This is a genomic window from Rubripirellula reticaptiva (assembly GCF_007860175.1).
In the GTDB taxonomy this organism is placed as follows: domain Bacteria; phylum Planctomycetota; class Planctomycetia; order Pirellulales; family Pirellulaceae; genus Rubripirellula; species Rubripirellula reticaptiva.
Genome location: NZ_SJPX01000004.1, coordinates 896,020 through 917,652, shown reverse-complemented (window position 1 = coordinate 917,652; position 21,633 = coordinate 896,020). Strand labels below are relative to the sequence as shown.

The 21,633-nt window shown below is 55.7% G+C and carries 15 protein-coding genes; 7 read left to right on the top strand and 8 right to left on the bottom strand.

Translation table 11 applies throughout. The features are described 5' to 3' along the window. Positions 1 to 33: 33 nt before the first annotated feature. From Poly59_RS20625 to panB, 6 genes are all read right to left on the bottom strand, one after another. A complete protein-coding gene (locus Poly59_RS20625) occupies positions 34 to 2,046 on the bottom strand; it encodes a vWA domain-containing protein (RefSeq protein ID WP_146535953.1) in 2,013 nt (670 codons plus the stop codon). Next, positions 2,043 to 2,936: a DUF58 domain-containing protein gene (locus Poly59_RS20620; protein ID WP_146535952.1), complete on the bottom strand. Its 894-nt coding sequence runs from the start codon at positions 2,934 to 2,936 to the stop codon at positions 2,043 to 2,045. The genes Poly59_RS20625 and Poly59_RS20620 overlap by 4 nt, the downstream gene beginning before the upstream one ends. Before the next feature lie 140 nt (positions 2,937 to 3,076). Beyond that, complete coding sequence (locus Poly59_RS20615; protein WP_146535951.1) at positions 3,077 to 4,576, bottom strand: sulfatase family protein; 1,500 nt, start codon at positions 4,574 to 4,576, stop codon at positions 3,077 to 3,079. Between the two features lie 52 nt (positions 4,577 to 4,628). Further along, positions 4,629 to 5,543, bottom strand: a complete 915-nt coding sequence (locus Poly59_RS20610) for a tetratricopeptide repeat protein (protein WP_146535950.1) — start codon at positions 5,541 to 5,543, stop codon at positions 4,629 to 4,631. Positions 5,544 to 5,561: 18 nt separating this feature from the next. Then, positions 5,562 to 6,077 (bottom strand): hypothetical protein, encoded by a 516-nt coding sequence (locus Poly59_RS20605; RefSeq protein WP_146535949.1) that lies wholly within the window; start codon positions 6,075 to 6,077, stop codon positions 5,562 to 5,564. Between the two features lie 18 nt (positions 6,078 to 6,095). Beyond that, a complete protein-coding gene (gene panB / locus Poly59_RS20600) occupies positions 6,096 to 6,914 on the bottom strand; it encodes a 3-methyl-2-oxobutanoate hydroxymethyltransferase (protein ID WP_146535948.1) in 819 nt (272 codons plus the stop codon). Positions 6,915 to 7,075: 161 nt separating this feature from the next. On the opposite strand from panB, the gene Poly59_RS20595 reads away from it, so the two are divergent. The 7 genes from Poly59_RS20595 (at position 7,076) to Poly59_RS20565 (ending at position 17,021) form a co-directional block, all read left to right on the top strand. After that, the gene (locus Poly59_RS20595) at positions 7,076 to 7,945 is read left to right on the top strand and encodes a hypothetical protein (RefSeq protein ID WP_146535947.1); all 870 of its coding nucleotides are present in this window, start codon (positions 7,076 to 7,078) and stop codon (positions 7,943 to 7,945) included. Positions 7,946 to 7,954: 9 nt separating this feature from the next. Next, a complete protein-coding gene (locus tag Poly59_RS20590; RefSeq protein WP_146535946.1) occupies positions 7,955 to 9,619 on the top strand; it encodes a formylmethanofuran dehydrogenase subunit A in 1,665 nt (554 codons plus the stop codon). After that, entirely contained in the window at positions 9,616 to 10,548 is a 933-nt protein-coding gene (fhcD, locus tag Poly59_RS20585) for a formylmethanofuran--tetrahydromethanopterin N-formyltransferase (protein ID WP_146535945.1), read from the top strand. Before Poly59_RS20590 ends, fhcD begins: the two co-directional genes overlap by 4 nt. Then, the gene (locus Poly59_RS20580) at positions 10,545 to 11,258 is read left to right on the top strand and encodes a GltB/FmdC/FwdC-like GXGXG domain-containing protein (RefSeq protein ID WP_186776415.1); all 714 of its coding nucleotides are present in this window, start codon (positions 10,545 to 10,547) and stop codon (positions 11,256 to 11,258) included. The genes fhcD and Poly59_RS20580 overlap by 4 nt, the downstream gene beginning before the upstream one ends. 184 nt (positions 11,259 to 11,442) lie before the next feature. Then, entirely contained in the window at positions 11,443 to 12,603 is a 1,161-nt protein-coding gene (locus tag Poly59_RS20575; RefSeq protein WP_186776414.1) for a TlpA disulfide reductase family protein, read from the top strand. 257 nt (positions 12,604 to 12,860) lie between these two features. Next, entirely contained in the window at positions 12,861 to 15,575 is a 2,715-nt protein-coding gene (locus tag Poly59_RS20570) for a PSD1 and planctomycete cytochrome C domain-containing protein (protein ID WP_246151801.1), read from the top strand. A gap of 6 nt (positions 15,576 to 15,581) precedes the next feature. Next, positions 15,582 to 17,021, top strand: coding sequence for a DUF1501 domain-containing protein (locus tag Poly59_RS20565; RefSeq protein ID WP_146535942.1), 1,440 nt, complete (start codon positions 15,582 to 15,584; stop codon positions 17,019 to 17,021). A 6-nt stretch (positions 17,022 to 17,027) separates the two neighbouring features. On the opposite strand, the gene Poly59_RS20560 is transcribed toward Poly59_RS20565, so the two are convergent. Beyond that, positions 17,028 to 18,455 (bottom strand): sulfatase-like hydrolase/transferase, encoded by a 1,428-nt coding sequence (locus tag Poly59_RS20560; RefSeq protein ID WP_146535941.1) that lies wholly within the window; start codon positions 18,453 to 18,455, stop codon positions 17,028 to 17,030. Positions 18,456 to 18,524: 69 nt separating this feature from the next. Next, complete coding sequence (locus Poly59_RS20555) at positions 18,525 to 21,503, bottom strand: [protein-PII] uridylyltransferase family protein (RefSeq protein WP_186776413.1); 2,979 nt, start codon at positions 21,501 to 21,503, stop codon at positions 18,525 to 18,527. Between the last annotated feature and the right edge of the window lie 130 nt (positions 21,504 to 21,633).

The following is a 21,633-nucleotide window of genomic DNA, read 5'->3' as shown; positions in this document are numbered from 1 at the left end:
TGATCGACGCTGGATCACTAAGCAACGTGATCACTAAGCAACTCGGCGGCTGAAAACCCACCATTCGGCCGCCAAAACGCCCAGCACGCCCATCAGCGCCCATCGCCAATACTCTCGGCGTTGCTCGACACCACCGGTTGCGGCTTCGACGGCTTCGTACCCTAGCTCGACGCTCGGCGCGACCTTCAAATCGCTTTCGCTACGGTCAAACAAGTTAACCGAGAACGAATCGGCCAATCGGTCACCATCTTCGACGCGATAATTCCCAGGCGTTTCAGTTCCGACGATTTCGATCAGACCACTGGGCCCCGCGATCAGATCGGACGTCGCTGTTTCGCCGACTCGCCTAAGCTTGGGCTGTGCTACGGCGTTTTCCAGGCGAATCCGAACCGTCTCGCCTGGACGAAACGATGGCGAACCGGTCGCCTCGGCCGCGCCCGCTAGATAACGCAACACGTTCAGCAAAAAGACAGGCCACGACCGTTCCGCGTACCAGTTCGTATTTGTCTCGGTCAAACCATCCGCATCGGTCGAAATGACCTCGAACCCTAGCACCAAGTCTTGATACCCATCGCGAGGCGACAGAACCAACATGGGGCCCGAATCGGCCGCCACCAATTCAGTAGAACCGACGGGCCCCTTCACGCTGCGGCCTTCGAAAATCAGCAACGAAAACAATTCTAGAAATCGCATCATCGGGTGAGTTCGATCGATGTCGACCAACGACACCGGCGCAGGTTCGGATCCCCACTGCCAATCCTGGGTCGACTCGTCGGCGTCTGGCGGCGGCAGCGATCCGATGAAGAACGTATTTGTCGCCGGCATCGTCGCGGGCGAACAACGGTCAAAAATCACCAAGTCATCGGTACCCGTTTCGGCTCGAGTCTTCCAAGCCTCGGTTTCCAAATACGACGGCAGCACAAACTCAGCAGCGCAGATCTTAGCCGCCTTTTCGGTTTCTAGCCCAAGTTCCAAGGGACTGTTCCCGGAGGTCACAACCAACACATTCACGTTTCGCATCGGCGACAATCCGGCGAACGCAACATTGTCGACCGGTAAATCGTCATCGACATCCAGCGACAATCGCAACGCAACGCCTTCGTCATTTTCGATCGTGAACGAAAGCCCGGTTTGTTCTTCTGGTTCTAACGAGACCGAGACAGCGTCCAAAAATTCATTGTCATTTGCAGACGATACCGCGTTCAGCGTCGCTGTCGTCTCGATTGGCTGGTCGCCAAGATTGATGACCGTCGCGAACGCTTGAACCTGAGACGGCTGTTCGATGTTTCGTTCGGCCGAGAACGCCGTGATCGCAAGATTTTTGTGGTTGCTGCCACCGATCGAGATGTAAGTCGGTATCAAATTGCCAAGATTGAATTCCGTGACCGGCTGGAAACCGCCATCGGTAAAGATCAGCAAGTCGGCTGGCATCGCATCAGCCACCTGCAGGTCATTGATATTCCCAACTTCACTGCTGCGCCGAGGATTGGCGAGTCCGTCGGCCGCTTGCAAGGCACCCAGAATATCGGTTGGATGATTCGTCACTTCGACTCGGCCAAGGGCTTCGCGCAGCCGACGACGATCCGTCGTGAACGACTGGACGGTGTCCGGGCGATCGCTAAAAGTGACTAACATCGCAGTTTCGGAATCGGACATCGATTCAATGCGTCCACGAATCTGCTCGCGAGCCGATTCGAATCGCGAAACGCCACCTTCGCCACCATCACGCGACTGCATGCTGGCCGACGTATCCAACAGAAAAACCATTCGCCCCTGCGACGACGCTTCGCCGCGAATTCCAGGGCGAAACAACGCAAGAGCAGCCAAAGCGACAGCCAACAATTGCAAAAACAGCAACAGGCTGCGGCGCAAACGCTGCATCAAACTGTTGACGTGCAAATCCTCAATCGTGCGTGACCACAAGTAGGTGCTGGGCACTTCGACCGGTTCGCGGCGCAGCTTCAAAAAGTAAAGCAGCACGATTCCGACCGGGACCGCCGCGAATAAAGCCCATTGCCAGGGCGAGATCGCCGAAATCCAACTCATCGCACCACTCCTCGCTCGCGCAGGTACCGTGTCACGATCGTTTCGACGGGCACATCCGTTCGCACGGGGATGTAGACGATGCTACGCCGACTACAAAACTGCTTTGCACCGCCAATGAACGACTTCACCGTTTCTTTGTACTTGTCTATCACATACTGGTTGATCGTGATCTCGGCCGCGTCACCGTCTTCCACATCGATCAGCTTGCGATCACCACGCAGCGGCGGATCAATCTCCTCGGGTGACAAAATGTGCATCACGAACACATCCATCCGTCGTCCGATCAGCATCCGCAGCGCCGACTCGTAACCGTTTTTGTCCATCAAGTCAGTCAGTAAGACACAGACGCCGGTGCCGGCGGTCCGCAGCGAAAAATCTTTCACTCCATCGTGCAACGAAACATTGTGTCCGGCATCGATTGAATCCAAGTAGTTCAGCATCTTCCAAAGACTGGCTCGGCCACGCAGCACCGGTGCACGCCGTCCTTCTGGGCCGAGCGCCGACACGCTGATACGGTCGGCGCGGCACATCCCGACATACCCGAGCGCCGCGGCCAACTGCTTGGCGACATGCAATTTTGTCGGATCGCCGAAATTCATCGATTCGCTGGCGTCGATCAAGGCAAAGAAGTGCAGATCTTCTTCTTCCAAAAACAGCTTCAGGAATAACTGGTCCAAACGCGCGTACAGATTCCAATCGATCAGTCGCAGGTCGTCGCCGGCGACATAGTTTCGGAAGTCAGCGAATTCGACGCTTTGGCCTTTGCGTTTGCTGCGTCGTTCACCCTTCATCCGTCCGCGAAATACCTTGCGAGAAACCAACTCCATGCGTTCAAGACGCCCCAAGAGTTCAGGGCTTAGCAAGGTCGAAGAGGAAGCAAGTTTTGCCATGGGGCGATGCTGCCGGTGAAGCGTGCTGTGAAAAGAGGCTGAGAACGCGCTGGGTACCCAGCCTATCGGAATCGAAGTGACCGACGTCTGTTTCGGCAAAACGCCTCAACTCCGATTGCTCCCATCCTACTCGATTTCGACTAGCGCCAATTCTGTGGCAAACGTGCGTCATCGGGTGATAGGCTATCGGCCGGACGAATGCCCTTTCCTGACCGTCCGGTCAGTTTGTCGCCCAAGTCTTCACGAGCTTCTTCGGCGGCGGCCTGCAGTTTAGCGACTTCGGCAGGGAACTTGTCCATCACATTGGTGGTTTCTGACACATCATTGTCGAGGTCGTACAGGGCCAGTTCAGCTTGCACGTTCGTGTAAGCCACCGGCCGACCTCCGAACCCGCCTGGATGCCCTTTTAGTGTTCGATATTTGTGCGGAAAAACCAACTTGAACCGCTCGTTGCGAATCGTTTGCAGTTGTCCACCGCCGTAGTAACCATAGAAGGCATTGTGAGGCGAAACGGCACCCGCTTCGCCGAACATCAACGGGCGAATGTCTTTGCCGTCGATTTTGTGCTTGGGCAGATCGGCACCGATCAGGGCCGCGACCGTGGGCAAGAGATCGATGGTGCTGCCCAGTTCATCGCAAGTTGTGCCAGCGGGAATTTTGCCTTTCCACCACATGATCGTCGGTTCGCGATATCCGCCTTCGAACATCGTCCCCTTGCCTTCACGTAGCGGCGTCGCTTTGCCAGAATCCGTGCCGTATGAAAGCCAGGGTCCGTTGTCACTGGTGAACACGACCAGCGTATTTCGTTCGACTCCGATGTCTTCGATCGCATTCAAGATTTCGCCGACCGACCAATCCACTTCCATCACCACATCGCCGAATTTGCCAGCACCACTTTTGCCACGAAACTCTTCCGATGCATACAGCGGTACGTGAACCATGGGATGCGGCAGGTACAAGAAAAACGGCGTGTCAACGTGATCCTTGATGAAGCCCACCGCTCGTTCGGTAAACTGCTTCGTCATCTGTTCTTGATCAGCCGGCTGAATGTCATCGTTGACGATCGTGACACCACCATCGACGGTGGCTTCGATCATCGGTAGCGCCGGCCAAGCAATTTTGGCGTTCGGATCTTTTTCTCGCTGGGCGACCGACGCCGGGTGCAGCGGCCACATGTCGTTGCTGTAGGGGATTCCATAGAACTCATCGAATCCGTGATTGGTGGGCAAGAACTTGGGATCGTGACCAAGGTGCCATTTTCCAAACGCCGCGGTTGCGTAGCCCTTGGATTTACACAGCTCGGCCAACGTCGTTTCTCGCTCGGCGATGCCGATGTTTGACTTTGGCCCCAAAGCGCCGCTAATCCCGACGCGGCGGTGATAGCACCCTGTCATCAGTGCCGATCGTGAAGCCGAACAGACGGCCGATGACACGACAAAATCCGTGAACTTACGACCTTCCGACGCCATTCGATTCAGGTTGGGCGTTTGATACTCGGTCGCACCGAACGGATTGATATCGGCATAGCCCATGTCATCAATAAAGATGACGACAATGTTGGGTGGCGGCGACTGAGCTTGCAAAGAAGTTGTAAAAACAACGGCAATGAAACCGAGAACCAGGCTGGTGAGTCGAAGCATTGCGTGAGATCCGTGACATAAGGTTGCGAGTTCAAGAAAATCGTGAAATGGATTACTTCAGATCTTTAGCCAATTCTAATAGCTCGGTGCACTGCTGGCGGTACGCATTGATGGGTGCCTCGGCGACAGCCGCCTCGAGATGCTTGATCGCCAGATCGGTTTGGCGAGTGTAAATGAATACTTCACCTAGTCCGCGATGCCACGCGTACAAATTGTTGTCGACTCCTTTGCTCGGTCCCAACTGATCGGCCCGTTTGGCCGCGGCCAGTGCTTTTGGCTTGTCCTTGGCCTGTTGCCAAACTTCCGCTGCCCGCATCAATGCGAACGAACGCGATGCATCGTCGAGTTCAGCCGTCCCCTCGTACAGTTCGGCGGACTTGGGATAGTCGTGCAAGATTTTGTACGAGAACGCGCGGTCCATGTGCATCCGTATATCGATCGGCTCGTCAGAACTTTTTTGCAAATCGATCAGTCGATCCAGATACTCAATTCGCTTGTCATGCTGGCGAGATAGCAAGTACGTGTATCGCTCCATCATCTCGAGCGCGACGCGATTCTTGGGATCCTTGACCAGGATTCCTTCGTAGCGTTCCTTCATCTTCGCGTGCCAATCGCGTTGACCGACGATGGACGTCAAGCTGCTTTTGGTCAGCGATGCTGACGCAGCGTGCGGGTGGTTTGCAACGACGAAATCAGCCGAATCAAACATCGCACCCGGTTTGTCGAGTCTTGAATAGACGTCGACCAAAACACGGTGAGCGTCGCAGTGTTTGCGAACGTCCGAGCTAAGCTCGATTGCCTGCCGAAGTGCGTCCTCGCTAGCCTTCCATTCTCCACTGGCACGATGCTTGGACGCAGCGTGAAAGGCCGCTTCGTAACTGACGTACGGTTTGACCTCGTCTTCGGCGGCGAGCTGACTGGCAGAGACGACCAGCGAACATGCGACGACGAGCCAGACGCGTAACATGGCAACCCACTTCTATACTTATTCGGAAAAAAAGAACTTACTGACGCCACGAGCTCCGCTGGGAAGTTGTCCGGTCACGGTGACGTCTTCTACATCGTACTTGAACGCGTCGAACCGTTGGCTGCTTCGTTTGTCGGTGAACACGCTTTGCGGCATGGTCAACGTCTCGCCAACTTTGAGCGGCGAGCTTTGCAGCAGCAAGTATTGCCCGTTGATATCCAACGTCAGCTTGGGAATGTCGTGGTCCGAAACGTTGGTGACAATCACCACCTCGGTGACCATGGCACCGACACCACTGGTTGTCATGACGGGTTCATTGCCAATTTGAACTTCGACGGGCAGCGGCGGACCATCAATGCTTGATGGAAACAACGCGTACACAGCCAACCCCGCGGCGACCATCGACGACAGGCTGATGATTAACCCGAGTCGCGACAATCGCATCGTGGGCGCGACGCTGGGCGGCGATTCAACGGAGCGGTTCTGGACTAAGTCGTTCTCGACTGAGTCATCCTGATTCGTGGTTTCCGACATCGTGCTTTTTGCTTCGGGCTAGAAGGATTCTTTTTCGCTAGGAAATTCACCGTCGCGGATCGATTGGGCATAACCGGCGGCAGCGTCCTTGATCAAACCGCGCACGTCGGCAACCTGACGAACGAACTTGGGCAAGTACCCCGAATGGAAACCGATCAAATCATGCGTCACCAACACCTGGCCGGTCGTATGCGGTCCAGCACCAATGCCGATCGTCGGAACCGTGACTGATTCGGTGATCGCTTTGCCGATTTCAGTGGTGACGCATTCAATCAACACTGCGAAGGCTCCCGCCGCCTGAGCCGCTTTTGCATCGGCAATCAATTGAACTTCATCACGTTGGACGCGGTAGCCGCCGTCGACGTGAACGTTTTGGGGACGCAGTCCGACGTGAGCCATGACAGGGATGCCAGCGGTCACGATCGCTTCGATTCGCGAAGCCTGTTCGGCACCGCCTTCAAGTTTAACCGCATGGCACTGAGTCTCTTTCAACACCCGCGCACTCGCTTCGATGCTTCGTTCGATCGACAATTGGCCTTCGGGGAACGGCAGGTCGACAACGACCATGGCCCGCTTTGCTGCCCGGCCGACCATTTCTGCGTGATAAATGATCTGGTCCATCGTGACGGGCAAAGTTGTCGAGTGTCCCTGTACAACCATCGCCAACGAATCTCCCACCAACAAAACGTCGATGCCGGCTTCGTCGAGAGCTTCGGCGATTGGAAAATCGTAGGCCGTCAGCATCGAGATCGACTGGTTCTCGCGACGCATTTTTGCCAACGTGCGAATCGTCACTCGCGATGGTCCAGGTGAGTCCGTCGAATGGTTGCGGGTCATCAGTGGCTTTCGAAGGAATCGTTGGGAAAGATCTGCTGCGGCAAAATGCGGCAATTCAGTATCTTAACCAACCGCCGAAGCGTTCCAACGGGGCGAGATCGACGTACAATGAGCGTCCCAGGACCGAACTGTCACGAAAACCTGAATTAGAGCGACGGCTGATGGCACACAACTATTTCTCTCGAATCGCCCTGATTGCCAAGGTCGCGATAGCTAACTTCACGATTGGATGCCTATTTGTGATGGCCTGCTCGATTTCGTCAGGGCAAGACGCAGCCTCGCCGGATCAAGACGCGGCCGGCTCAAACATGGTGACGGAGTTCAAAGGCAAACTGAAATCGTTCGAGCGAGGCGTCATGGTTGTGATCCGCGACGATGGCACGGAAGTCATGGTGCAGCCGCCCGATTCGCCGGAATCGTTCGTGTTTGTGGCCGAAGCCAAACCGATGTTCTTGCAACGGGGAATGATGGCTCGATTTCGAGGCACCTTTACCGCCGCTGGCGCGGCGACTCAGGCAATTGAAAAGGTCGAGCTGTTTCAACCGTTAGCCGGCAATCTGTCAGGGCGCGCTCGAGAACAATTCGTCCCTGGGATTTATGGCGAGCGAAGAAACAGAAACGAACCTGTTCCGCAGGTCGCGACGGTCAATGTCGTTGGCGGAATCCTGGGAATGGACGGAACTGGCATCATGATCCAAGCCGGCAAAATTCCGGTGCAGGCTCCGCTGACCCCAGACGTAAAATTCGAGATCCGATTCAACAATCTGTCGTTGGCCCAAGAGGGCGACAGCGTTTCGGTCGAGGGTTTCTATCAGCCGCCAGACGACACGAAAGTGAAAGGCGATCGCGTCGTCGTTACCACTGACCGAATCTACGGCGAGCCCGCGGCGGCACCGGTTCGCAAGACGCGTCGCAGCCGACGCACCGCTGACCAGGAGGCTGAAAAAGGCGACGACAAAGCCACTGACGATGCAGACACCGAATCGCCCATGCCCGAAACGCCCATGCCCGAAACGACTGCGGCCGAGTAAGCTCTCCGCATGCGAACTCGAATCACCTCAGGACGACTGATCGACCCCGCCGCCGGAATCGACCACATCGCCGATCTTGTCATCGAACACGGTCGTATCGCGATTGCGCAGGCGAGCGACGTCAATGACAAGAGTGTGCGGACCATCGACGCATCGAATTGCACCGTGATGGCCGGCGGCATCGATTTGCATACGCACATTGGTGGCGGAAAAGTCTCGATCGCTCGGATGCTGCTGTCCGACGAGGTCGCTTCGCATGCCGCGGCCGCACAAACGCTTGCTGCCGAATGCGAGTACTTGCCAGCGGCACATGTAACTGGCCGGCGTTATCTGGACATGGGCTACACGACTTGCTTTGAACCGGCCGTGATTCCCTGCAATGCCCGTTCGGCCCATGCCGAAATGGCCGATGTCGGCGGACTCGATACCGGTGGCTATTGTTTGCTGGGCAACGACGACGTGCTGCTGTCGATGATTGCGGACAAGGTGCCGCAGCCCTTGATCAACGATTACGTCGCTTGGATGGTATCGGCGACCCAGTGCATTGCCGTGAAAGTCGTGAACCCGGGCGGCATCAATGCGTTCAAGTTCAACGTGCGAACCTTCGATGTTGATTCGCGTCATCCCAAATACGACATCTCGCCGGGTGATGTGATTCGGACGCTTTGCCGATCGGTCCACGAAATCGGTTTGCGCCATCCGCTGCATGTCCACTGCAGCAATCTGGGCGTGCCGGGCAACATTGAATCGACCCTGGCCACGATCGAAGCCGCCAACGGTCTGCCGATCCATTTGACGCACGCCCAATTCCACTGCTATGGCACCGAGGGGCCGTACAAAATGTCATCGGCTGCGGCACGACTTGTCGAAGCCATGCAGCGGCATCCCAACGTGACCATCGATGTCGGCCAAGTGATGTTCGGGCAAACCGTCACGATCAGCGCCGACGCGATGCACCAACACGAAAATTTCCGACATGCCAGCCCCAAGCAATCAGCACTGGTCGACGTCGAATGCGAAGCCGGTTGCGGCGTGGTGCCGTTCAAGTATCGCCGCCGCCAATTCGTTCACTCGTTGCAGTGGGCAATCGGGCTAGAACTGTTCTTGTTGATCGATGATCCGTCACGAGTCTTCCTGACAACGGACCATCCCAACGGAGCCCCGTTTACGACTTACCCGCACTTGATCGGTTTGCTGGGCGATCGCACGATGCGAGAAACCGCACTGGCCGAAATCCATCGCGACGCAGCAGCGTCTAGCGAATTGGCAGGACTGGATCGCCAATACACGATCCCCGAAATAACAACGATGACTCGCAGCGCGCCGGCCGCGATCCTGGGTCTGGCCGATCGCGGGAACTTGCAAGTCGGTTCGATTGCCGACGTCGTTGTCTACGCCAACCACGAAAACATCGAACGAATGTTTTCAAAACCCAAGTACGTGTTCCGCCAAGGAAAATTGGTCCGCGGCGAAGGAGCAACTCATGTGTCCGCTTCGCCAACCACACTGAAAGCCAACTTGGATTGCGATCGTGATGCGGTCAGCGGTTTCATTGACCGTTACCAGTCGTCGGCAATGATGGACATGCGTCGTTTGTGGATCAGTGACGATGAAATGGCCAACGTAATTCGGTCCACTCCTACCGCCGCCAGCACGAAGGAACGTGTGCAATGACCATTTTGAACGGCGTAACGATCGAATCCGAATTTGCCGAAGCTTTCGACATGAAAGCAACTCGCGTGATCATCACCGGCCACGATCGCCAATGGGCTCTTGATGCAACCATGGCGATGACAGGATTCGGAACCAGCGTGATTGCCTGTGGTATCGAGACCGCAATCGAGCGAGAGCTTTCACCCGAGGAAACGCCCGACGGTCGACCAGGGTTTTCGGTGCTGGCTTTCGCCGTTTCCGGCAGCGAACTGGAAAAGCAGATTCCGCGCCGAGTCGGTCAGTGCGTTTTGACCTGCCCAACATCGGCGCTTTACGCCGGCATCGTCGGTGACAAGTCGATGCACCCGAAACGAATCCCGCTTGGCAAAACGATTCGCTACTTTGGCGACGGTAATCAGATCAGCAAAGTCACCCCCGCAGCCGGCTACGCCAAGGGACGCCGTTATTGGCGTATCCCAGTGATGGACGGTGAGTTTGTTTGCGAACATGATGTGGCGAGAATCAACGGCATTGGCGGTGGCAACTTTTTGCTGCTAGGGAATTCGATCGAGGCGATCTCAAAAGCCTGCCGTGCAGCCGTGGATGCAATGCGAGACCTTCCCGACATGATCACTCCATTCCCCGGTGGCGCGGCGCGTAGCGGATCCAAAGTCGGATCAAAGTATCCGGCGCTGTTCGCGTCCACCAACGATGCATTTTGCCCCACGCTGCGAACGATGACACCATCACTGCTGCGTGATGACGAAACCATCGCGATGGAAATCGTGATCGACGGGCTGTCGTTTGATGCAATCGCCAACTCGATCAAAGTTGGCGTCACCGCGGCATGCAAAGCGGCGGGCGGAAACGGACTGTTACGCGTAACCGCCGGCAACTACGGCGGAAAATTAGGCAAGCATCACTTTCATTTAGCCGAGGTGATGCAATGACCAAGTGGACTCTGACGCAAAAGCAAAAGCCCCCTGAAAACAAAGTTGAGACCTGCGCCGAAAACATCGACGCGTCCCCAATCGACGCCAAGAACTTTGGCGACAAATCACTCGCCGAAATCAAGAAAATTTCGCTGGGACGTCAAACGATCGGTGACTGGTTTGATGTTCAGGATTCCGATGGCCCGGACACCGTGGAATTGCGAGGCGACCTGCGCCGGTTCGATCACATCGGCGCCGCTTTGTCGTCGGGCGAATTGAAAGTTGTCGGCGACGCAGGCAATTTCCTGGGTGGTGCCGCGGACGGCAAACGACTCGGCATGTCGGGCGGCCGAATCGTTATTACCGGGAACGTCGGTGATTACGCGGGCCATCGAATGCGGCGTGGCGAGATCTGGATCTGCGGCAACGTGGGTCGGTTCGCCGCCGCTCACATGGTGGCCGGCACCATCGTGATCGCTGGAAAAATTGGTCATGATTTTGCGATCGGCATGCGACGGGGCAGCTTGATTGTTTCCCAAATGCCAATTTTGGCAGACGGACGCTTTTCTGATCCGGTGGAGTCTGACTTTTTGATCGCCTCCTTGATTGCACCGCCAGAAACGGGCCACTTGGTGGAATTTTGGTCGCGACTGCAAGATCAACAAGTCTCGACCCGGCGAGGCGACCGTGCGGTTGGTGGCCAAGGCGAGATCGTGACGCCCCATTAATACGTGAAACCAACGCGTTAACGCCAATTGTGCGTTTCCGTTCAACGGCTCGTTTGGATCCGTATGGGCGAAACACCTTCATTCGGCGTAAACTACGCGTACAGATTCGGGTGCTAACGCCCGACAGATCCCCCTTCCCGGCTTTCCGGCCGTAAAAACCGCTGACATGAGTCATTGTCCCACCATGAAAATTCGACTGCTCTTTACTTCGCTTCTGGCTTCTGCGCTCGCAATGGCCGCTACCAATTCTGGTCTCGCATCGGCTGCCGAATTGGGCATCGGTTCCAAGGCACCTGCGATCGACATTGAGTTCTGGCTGCAAGACGGCGCCAGTGCGTTCAAACCAGTCACCAAGTTCGCGGCAGACAAAGTCTATGTCGTCGAATTTTGGGCAACCTGGTGTGGTCCATGCATCGGCAGCATGCCGCACTTGGCAGAATTACAAAATAAATATCGCGGCCAAGGCGTCCAAATCATCAGCGTTTCGGATGAAACCGTTGACGAAGTCAAAGACTTGATGGGCAAGGAACATCCTGATGCAGGCAAAACATTCGCCGAAATCACCTCGGCCTATTCCTTGACCACCGACCCCGACCGTTCGGTGTACGAAGACTACATGGAAGCTTCCAAGCAACAGGGAATTCCGACCGCATTCATCGTGGGCAAAACCGGATTGGTTGAATGGATCGGGCACCCTGGCAATATGGACGAACCGCTCGAAGCAGTCGTCAACGATTCGTGGGACCGCGAAGCGTTCAAAGCAGAAATGAAGCTGCAGGAAGAACTCGAAGAGAACATGCAGAAAATGGCCAGCTTGGCCGGCGCCGGCAAGTTCGACGAAGCCATCGTGGTCGCCGACGAGCAAATCGCAGCGTCACCCAACGACATGATGAAGGAACATTGGACCGCCGTTCGTCACAGCCTAAAGCTATCGTCCGGAAAGTTGGACGACGAAACGACCACTTACTACAACGACCAAATCAGCGAAATGAAGGGCGACCTCGACTCGCTGGTTCGCTTCGGATACTCGCTTTACGGTGTTTCCCAACAGGGTGTCGACGTTAGCGCTCTGGCAGGAACGACGATCAAGGCACTCGAAGCAGAATCCGAATCGGTTGCCGAAGAAGCCAAACCGATGTATTTCAATGCCATCGCCGTCTTGAGCGATGCGAACGGTGACCTGGACAAAGCCATCAAGTCGCAAGAATCAGCGATCGAATTCGCCAACGAACGTCAAAAGCCTCGATTGAAGCCAATGTTGCAGGAATTCAAGGACAAGAAATCCGGCAAGAACAAAGATGAAGAAGCCGACGACACCAAGGCGTCCAAAGAAGCCAAGGAATAGTCCTGGCATCGAGCCAAGGTAAGAACTTAGCCACGAATCCGACAAATTTCGACGAATCTGACCCGAGCGTCATTCGCACGAGTTGTCAGATTCGTGGCCAAAATCGTGGCAAACCTAATTCGCGACGGCCGGTCGGTTACAATGTCTGGACGGAACCGACGTTTGCTTCCTCCCAATCAGCACGACTCGGTTTTCGCCCGCCTCTTCGGAAACCTCCCGCCCACCGAACTCGACGTTCCCCACGTCGCGAAATTCACGTGCATCACGCCACTCGCCGGACCGCGCGTCCCGATCGTCCCCAACCGATAATTCAAAGACACGGGCGGCACCGCCAACGTGTCGATCGCCCCGTTTACTGGGGCTGCCTGCTGATGGTTTTGACCGTCAGCGGATTGGGTGCGCCGATCGCTGCATCGGCTGACGATGGAATCGACTTCTTCGAATCCAAAGTACGACCGCTGCTGGTCCAGCACTGTTACGAATGCCACAGCGTCGATACGGGCGAATCATCTGGTGACTTGCTCGTTGACTCGGCCGCCGGAATGCAAACTGGCGGAATGCATGGGCCAGCAATCGTGCCCGGCGATTCGGCAGCCAGTTTGATGATAAAAGCAATCCGGTACGACGATGCCGACATGCAAATGCCTCCCGCCGGAAAGCTTGACCAAGAATCGATCGACGTGCTGAGCCACTGGATCACAATCGGCGCGCCAGACCCCCGTGAAGGAACGGTGATCGCCAAGGCGACTTCACCGATCGACCGAGATCCCAAAACCCACTGGACGTTTGTCACGCCGAAACAACCCAACGCACCGGATCACCCGGGGCGTTCGGATCGCGATGCGATAGACACATGGGCACGCACGGCCGCCCAATCCAATGGAATCGAAACCAGCCCGCCAGCGGATGACGCGACGTTGGTCCGCCGACTGTACTTTGACTTGACCGGGTTGCCACCAACGGCCGAACAAATCCGCAACTACACCGAATCTCTTCGACCGGACCGCTATGCGCGGCTAGTCGATTCATTATTGGCATCGCCAGAATTTGCCGAGCGATTTGCGAGACATTGGCTGGACGTGGCGAGGTACGCGGACACCGTTGGATACGATTTTGGTGGCAAAGAACGCCGCATCAAGGGCAGCGAGCGATATCGGGACTGGGTGATCAAGGCTTTTGCCGCTGACATGCCCTACAACCGAATGATCGAACACCAATTGGCCGGCGATCGCACCGACCCCAACAACATCGACGGCAATTTGGATGCGATGGGATTCTTGACGCTAGGTCGTAAGTTCATCAACGGCTTGGACATCACCGATGACCGCATCGACGTGATTACTCGCGGGCTGCTTGGATTGACGGTTGCTTGCGCCCGATGCCATGACCACAAGTTCGATCCGATCCCAACGTCCGACTACTATTCACTGTTTGGTGTTTTAAACAGCAGTCGGCAACCTGACGACGGTGCCAGCCCGTTAATGATGGTCGACAAAGAAAAGGTCGGCGACCACCCAATTTTGCTGCGTGGCCAAGCCGGCAACAGAGGCCCCATTGCGCCGCGTCAATTTCTGACATCGCTGCGCAATCCTGATGAAAAGCCTTTTACTGAAGGTAGTGGACGATGGGAATTGTCTCAGCGGATCACCGCGACCGACAATCCGCTGACGGCTCGCGTGATGGTCAACCGCCTATGGGATCGCCTGATTGGCAAGCCTCTGGTGGATTCCCCAAGCGACTTTGGCTTCCGAACCGAAGCCCCTGCCGTTCCGGAAGTACTTGATGAATTGGCGGTCGCATTCGCCAAGGACTGGAGCATCAAGCGAGTGATCCGACGTATCGTCATGACGGGCGTCTATCAGCAATCATCGGCCGCGACCGACGCGATGATCGACGTTGACCCCGACAACCAATTGCTAACGCGAGGGAACCGAAAACGGCGAGATTTTGAATCGTTGCGTGATTCGTTGCTTTGTGTTGCTGGATCGCTAGACCGATCGATGGGCGGCCCGCCGGTGGAAATCACGCTGTCAACGCCGACGCCAAAGCGAACCGTCTATGCGATGATTGATCGACAGAACTTGCCTGCATTATTTCGGACGTTTGACTTCGCCAGCCCCGACACTCACTCGCCCAAGCGATACTTCACAACCGTGCCTCAGCAAGCGTTGTTCTTGATGAACAGCCCTCAAATGTTCGCGCTCGCAAAACGCACTTCCGAATCGATACGCCAAACGGTCAATGAACAAGACATCGAGGCAACCGTGACTGCGGTGTTCCAGCAAGTACTACGACGGGCCCCGACGAACAATGACTTGGCCATGGCGATTGAGTTCTTAAAATCGCCAGCCGCGGACGTCGCACTGGAAATTGACCCCCGAGACCTGTGGTCTTACGGAGTCGCAAAATTGGGCGATCAAGAATCAGTCGTTTCATTTGAACCACTGACTCACTTCACCGGCGACCGCTGGCAAACGTCCGAAACATTCCCGCACGATTCCCCCAATGGTTACGCATTTCTTGATCGCGAAAACGGTCACACTCCTCGGGCAAACGACATGGCAGTCGTCCGGCGGTTCACCGTTCCATTTGATGCGAAAGTATCGATTCGGGGTCAAATCGGACATCGTGATCAAGGCGACGGCGTCAACGTGGGTGTTTGGATTGGTGGCAAGCGACGTTTTTTCACCAACCAAAAGAGCAACCAACGTCCGATCGGTCCGATTGAGGGAAAGGCGAAGTCCGGCGAAACGATCGACCTTGTCGTCAGCCCTGGGGAATCAGACAGTTTTGATTCGTTCTTTTTACGTGCCACGCTCCAATTGGTCGGCGACGACGGACGTCGAGTCGAAACCAATACCGTTCGCGACTTCAGCGGTCCGCGAACGGATGCGACTGGCGAACCACTCGATCGATTGGCTCAGCTTGCGCAAGTGCTGATGCTTAGCAATGAATTTGCGTTTGTGGATTAGACAAAGATGAACCATCCCATCAACCATCGAAACCTGTTGACATCGCGGCGCGAAATGCTGAAGCGATCGGGGGTCGGATTTGGCGCCTTGGCGCTGGGCGAGATACTCGGACGCGAATCCTTGGCCGATCAATCCGGTTCGACACTCGCCACCGGTGAGGTGCCGATCCACTTTCCGACCAAAGCGAAACATGTCATCCACTTGTTCATGAACGGTGGACCTAGTCAGGTCGACACGTTTGACCCGAAACCGGCGCTGGCGAAACTGCACGGCAAAACGGCGCCAATGGCAAACCTAAAGACCGAACGACCGACGGGCGCGGTCTTGCAATCACCGTACAAATTTAAAAACTATGGCGAATGCGGTTTGCCGGTCAGCGAGTTATTTGCCAATACCGCCAAGCACATGGACGACATCTGCGTCATTCGCAGCATGTATGCGGACGTCCCCAATCACGAACCCTCGTTGATGCTGATGAACACGGGCGAATCCCGATTGGTTCGGCCAGCCTTGGGGTCATGGCTGACGTACGGTTTGGGCAGCCAAAACGAAAATCTGCCCGCTTTCATCGCGATGTGCCCAGGTGGCTATCCGATCAAAGAATCCCAAAACTGGCAAAACGGCTTCTTGCCTGGCAAATACCAGGCAACGTACATCGATTCCGCCGGCGAACGAATCGAACAATTGATCGATCACATCCAAAGCAAAGGGGTCGCCGGAACCGACCAACGCGAACAACTGGATTTGTTGGCGAAACTGAACCAGGCGCATGCCGCCGAACGCACCGAAAACGCCCGACTTGAATCGCGAATCGAATCATTCGAACTCGCCTACCGAATGCAAAGCGAAGCATCGGAGGCGTTCGATGTGTCACAAGAGACCGCCGAAACTCGCCGTTTGTACGGCGAGGGAGCCTTCGCGCGCCAATCGCTGATCGCTCGTCGACTGGTCGAACGGGGTGTCCGGTTCGTTCAGCTCTACACCGGTGCTGGGCAACCATGGGATGACCACGACGACCTAGAGGTTCGCCACCGTGCGAACGCAAAAAAAGTTGATCAAGCCATCGGTGCGTTGCTGACCGATTTGAAACGCATTGGAATTTTGGACGAAACCTTGGTGATGTGGGGCGGCGAATTTGGACGCACACCAGTGGTGGAAATGCCCAAGGAGGGTTCCAACCAAGGCAAGATGAACGGCCGCGACCACAATCACCACGGCTTCACATGCTGGCTAGCAGGTGGCGGCGTCAAAGGTGGACAGGCGATCGGCGCCACGGACGAATTGGGGTTCAAAGCAGTCGAAAACCGGGTTCACGTCCATGACTTGCATGCGACGGTTCTGCGTTTGATGGGCTACGACCACAAAAAATTGACCTTCGCCTACGCCGGTCGCGATTTCCGGCTAACCGACGTCCATGGCCGCGTCGTTGACGAAGTACTGGCGTAACACTGTCTACTTCAATGCCGCCGAATTTTGATAAGCGGGATCGCCCGCGTCCATCGGCATTGTCGCGTTCCACTGCAACGTGGAATTCAGCAATCGTGCCGTCACGTCGGGATTCTGTTCCGCAACGTTATTCGATTCCGACGGATCGATGTTCAAATCATGCAGCCGAACTCGCTTGCCGTCAAAGTCGCACATCAATTTCCACTGACCTGCGCGAACGGCTAAGTCAGGTAAGTCTTTGTAGGCTTGAAACTCTTTTCGATCGGGTGGACGTCGAAAGAAGATAGGCTGCGAACGCGACTGTTTCGATTTCGCGAGGATCGTCTCGGACAAATCTTCGCCGTCGAACTCAGCGTCTTTGGGCGGCTCGACACCGGCGATGGTAAGCAGGGATGGAACCAAATCCATCGCGGCAAACACCGATGATTTGTTGACCGTTCCGACCTGGTCTTTGGCAATTAGGCCTGGCCCCCAAGCAATCAGCGGGGAACGAATTCCACCTTCGAACAGAGTCGCTTTGGATCCGGAAAACGGTCCAGCCGATCCACCATTTTTATCGGGTCCGTTGTCCGAACAAATCAGGATCAGCGTCTCGTTTCGCAACTTCGGATCGTCGGCGATCCGCCGAAACAATCGTTCAAGCTGCGTGTCCATTTCTCGCAGGACCGCCAAGAACAAACCGTGCGGCGTACCCGACCAGTTCTCGATCGTCGGGAAGTACGGGCCGTGAACATCGTCGGGCCAAACGTTGACATAGAACGGCTGATCCTTTTTTGCAGATTCATCGATGAACTCGATCGCTTTGTCGGCAAAGCCGCCAGTAATTTCGCTGCGAAGTCGCCACTCAACCGGCTCGCCAAGGTTAACGGCTTTGTCCCAGATTCGCCCTTTCTTAATGCCGCCATCGGCGGTCGGCACTTCGGTCAACGGCAGCAACTTTGCTCCCATGCCTTCGAAATTGGTTAGCGAAACATCAAATCCATAATCGGTGATCGGCGGCGCGTTATCTACATCACGCTGGCCGCCCATATGCCATTTGCCACAGTGAGCGGTCGCGTAACCCGCGTCCTGCAATGATCTGGCCAGCATCGGTGCCCGGGGATCAAGCCACTGGGCCATGCCACGTTCTTTGTTGTTTTTTCGATTGTTCAGGAACGAACTGATGCGATAGCGATATGGGTACCGGCCAGTCGAGATCGCCACCCGTGATGGCGAACAGATCGGTGAGTTGACATAGAACTGGTGAAACCGAATTCCCTGTTCCGCCATCCGATCAATGTTGGGCGTTTCAGCTTCGGTGTTGCCAAAGCATGAAAAGTCGCCCCATCCCATGTCATCGATGAACACTAAAACGATGTTAGGTCGATCCGCCGCACAGGCGACAGTCGAAAGCAAAATGAAAAACGCGATCGATCGAAACAGTGTCATGGCCATGATTGATTTCTATGATTTCCGGTGATTCGCTTGAGGTTCGTTACAATCGATTCGCAACACGGACAACGATTAGGTATCCGCTGCGAAGATTCGATCAAAGATTTCGCGATTACTCTTCTTCGCCGCGTCGCATCGCTCTTGAATGACCGCAGGATCGGACTCGCCCATCAAGAACGCAAGATTCTTTAGCAGGTCGATGCTCTCTGGCATTGAATGCCGAGCCGGAGCCAACATCAGACGCAAACTCGCTTCGATCCGACGCAGCGTTCGATAACCGCTCGCTAAAGCCTCTGCGTCACTATGATCCAACAACCCTAAGCCGGCCAGTGCTTCTAACGATGCAGTAGTGCCTTGGCGAATGATCTGTGGCGTGGCATGGGCGTGCTTCAACGTCAACATCTGAGCGATGTACTCGACGTCCATCGTCCCGCCGCAACCACGTTTTAGGTTCTCTGGTTCAGCGGTTTTTTCTTGTTCGATTCGCAACTGACGAATTTGTCCAGCCATCGACTTGTCCCAGACCGTAGCTGCGATCGTATCGGCAACTGCGGCATCAACTCCCTTGCGAATCAAACGCGATCCCGAAATCACACGAGCCTTGCAAAGCGCCAGTCGCATCCACACGGGCGTTTCGTCGGATTGGAAAAGCTGTAAGAAATCGTAAACCGACATTGCGATCGGACCGCTGTCGGCGAAGGGACAAAATCGAGAATCCAGTTCGTACAGACGCCCGTTTTTGTGCGGTTGATTGATTCTTGCGAGGACTTGGCGAGCCACTTGATTGAAGAACCGGTGATTCGTGGTAGTCAGCCGGTGGCCACCGACTCGCCGCCGAGTTTCGCCGGTGGATGAATACAGGAATACGGCATCCAAGTCGCTATGGTAATTGGGTTCGCGTCCGCCAAACTTGCCCAAAGCGAGTGCGATCATTTCGGACGGATTGCCGTTTTCGTCGGTAGGATCGCCAAACTGATCTGCCACGACTTCTTGCTCGTGCTGGATCACTCGCCGCACACAAGCCTCGGCGCAATCCGCGATCGACTGGTGCGTCGCTTCGAGCGTTTCTTTGCCGAGCATGTCTCGGACGCCAATCATCAAGTGAACGCCTGACTTGAAGCTACTAAGGATGTCGTCGATATCAGCGGCACCACGGCATAGTTCAATCGAGTGAGCGTCAACACGCTCAGCCGACGGCAATCGGTTGATGACCAACGAATCGACCAATTCGTCAATCATGCCAGGATTGTTGGTCAAAATATCGCTCAGGTACGGTGTTGTCGCACACAACCGGACCATCAGGTTCATCGTTGGACGACTTGCGCCCAACAATTCCCACAACGTTGCTTTCGCACCTAGCGAATCGGTCACCTTGACCATTGAATGCAGTGCCGCATCCGGGTTCGGTGTCATCGCGACTTCGGCGAGTAGCGCCGGAGCGATCGACGCGAACACGTGCCGACAACGCAGCGGCGATAGAAACGGTACCGTTTCAGTGCTGAGCGATGCGAGATCCGTCATCGCCGAACGCGGATGCTTCAAGTTGTACCGGATCAAAGTTGCTTCGACGTGGGCCGGATCGGGATCGGGATCAAGCATCAAATCGGTTTCGACGGGCGTGTCGGACCGTTCACCGAGCGCGTTTACCATCAACTGGTTCATCGTCGCTCGATTTTTGTCCAACGTATCGGCAAACATTTGATGAAAACGATTGACGTCACCGACACCCGGTTGATCCGACCGCTGAATCCCAAGCTGTAACGCTAGTCGCTGGCGAGCTGTGATGTCGTCGGGCAGTTTGGTCAGACCGCGATCAAAGGCGATTCCCAATTGATGTTGCAGCCGACAAAGCCTCGCATAATTCCCGGCAAGCCGAGTCCGTACATCATCGTCCAAGTGTCCCGCGCGGTGCAGGCTATTGATAGCGTCCAGCGTGCCAAGTCTGCGCACCGATCGGTCATGTCCTCCATAAAGCAGCTGTAAAAACTGGACCGTTAATTCCATGTCGGCTCGTCCACCGGGTGAACGAACAACGTCATCGTCGTCGCGGGATACATCGCCGGAAGATTCGAATCGACGTTCCAGCTTGTGACAAAGCGACCGGATCTCGGCCCGTTCAACTCGGCTGATGAATTGGCGGTAAATCCACGGTTCCATCCGATCGAGAAACGCCTTACCAAGCGACTTGGAACCGGCCACGACGCGGGCCTTGATGAACTTCAATCGCTGGCTCGTCCGGCCGCTGGTTTCGTAGATCCGCGCGGCTTCGCGAAAACCACAGATGTGAACACCGACTTCGTGCCGCGGCCCTTCGCGTAAATCAATGTCAACTCCGTCGTTGCGTTTCGCGTCTCCGCAAAGCAGCGTGACAATGTCCGACACCAAGGCGGAGTAAAACTTGCTGTGCCAAACGTTCTTGTGGTCGATCGAGTCGTACAGGAACACGACTTTCATGGGTGCGGCGTAGCTCATTTCAGACCCGCCAAGATTCCCCAGCCCGATCACGGTGATTTCGGGCGTCGTTCCGTCAGGCCGTTCGGGCATGCCACGGCGATCGGCCAAACGCTTTAGCGTGAATTGCAGGCCACCTTCGAGAATCGCGTCGCTCAAATGTGCAAGTTGTCGGCCGACCAATTCGGGCGAATCGCCGCGAACGAATTCGCCGTAGGCAATCCGCATCACGTGCCGCGAATAGAACTTGCGAATCACGACGGCCGCGCGAGTCGGTTGATCAGTGCCGGCAAGCAGTCGAGCGAGCTCGGCGTTGAGTTGCTTTGCGTCGGGCGAACCCAATTGGCTTGCCTGGATCAGATCAAATGTCTGCGGATCGGCGATCAATCGCTCGGCCAATCGCGGGCTGCTGGCAAACAACATCGCCAAAGCATCGGCAAGCGGCCGTTCTTGTTGAAATCGGGCCAACAGCAATTCAGAAGAATCGCTGGATCGCACGAATCGGGCAATCAGGTTCAGTACCGAATCCGATTCGGCAGATTGGCAAAGCGATGGTGTCAGGCACTCGCGAAGCAGAGCGGGCAGGTTATCGGCGTCCATGAATGCGATCGGTTCTCGCGATTTATCTGGCGAAATTAGGGATCGATGGGGAACCATCTCGGACCGCCGTTATCAGAAACAGTGTAAATCCTTTGACGCAGACCGTGTAGGCCGCGAACGTAACCTAATC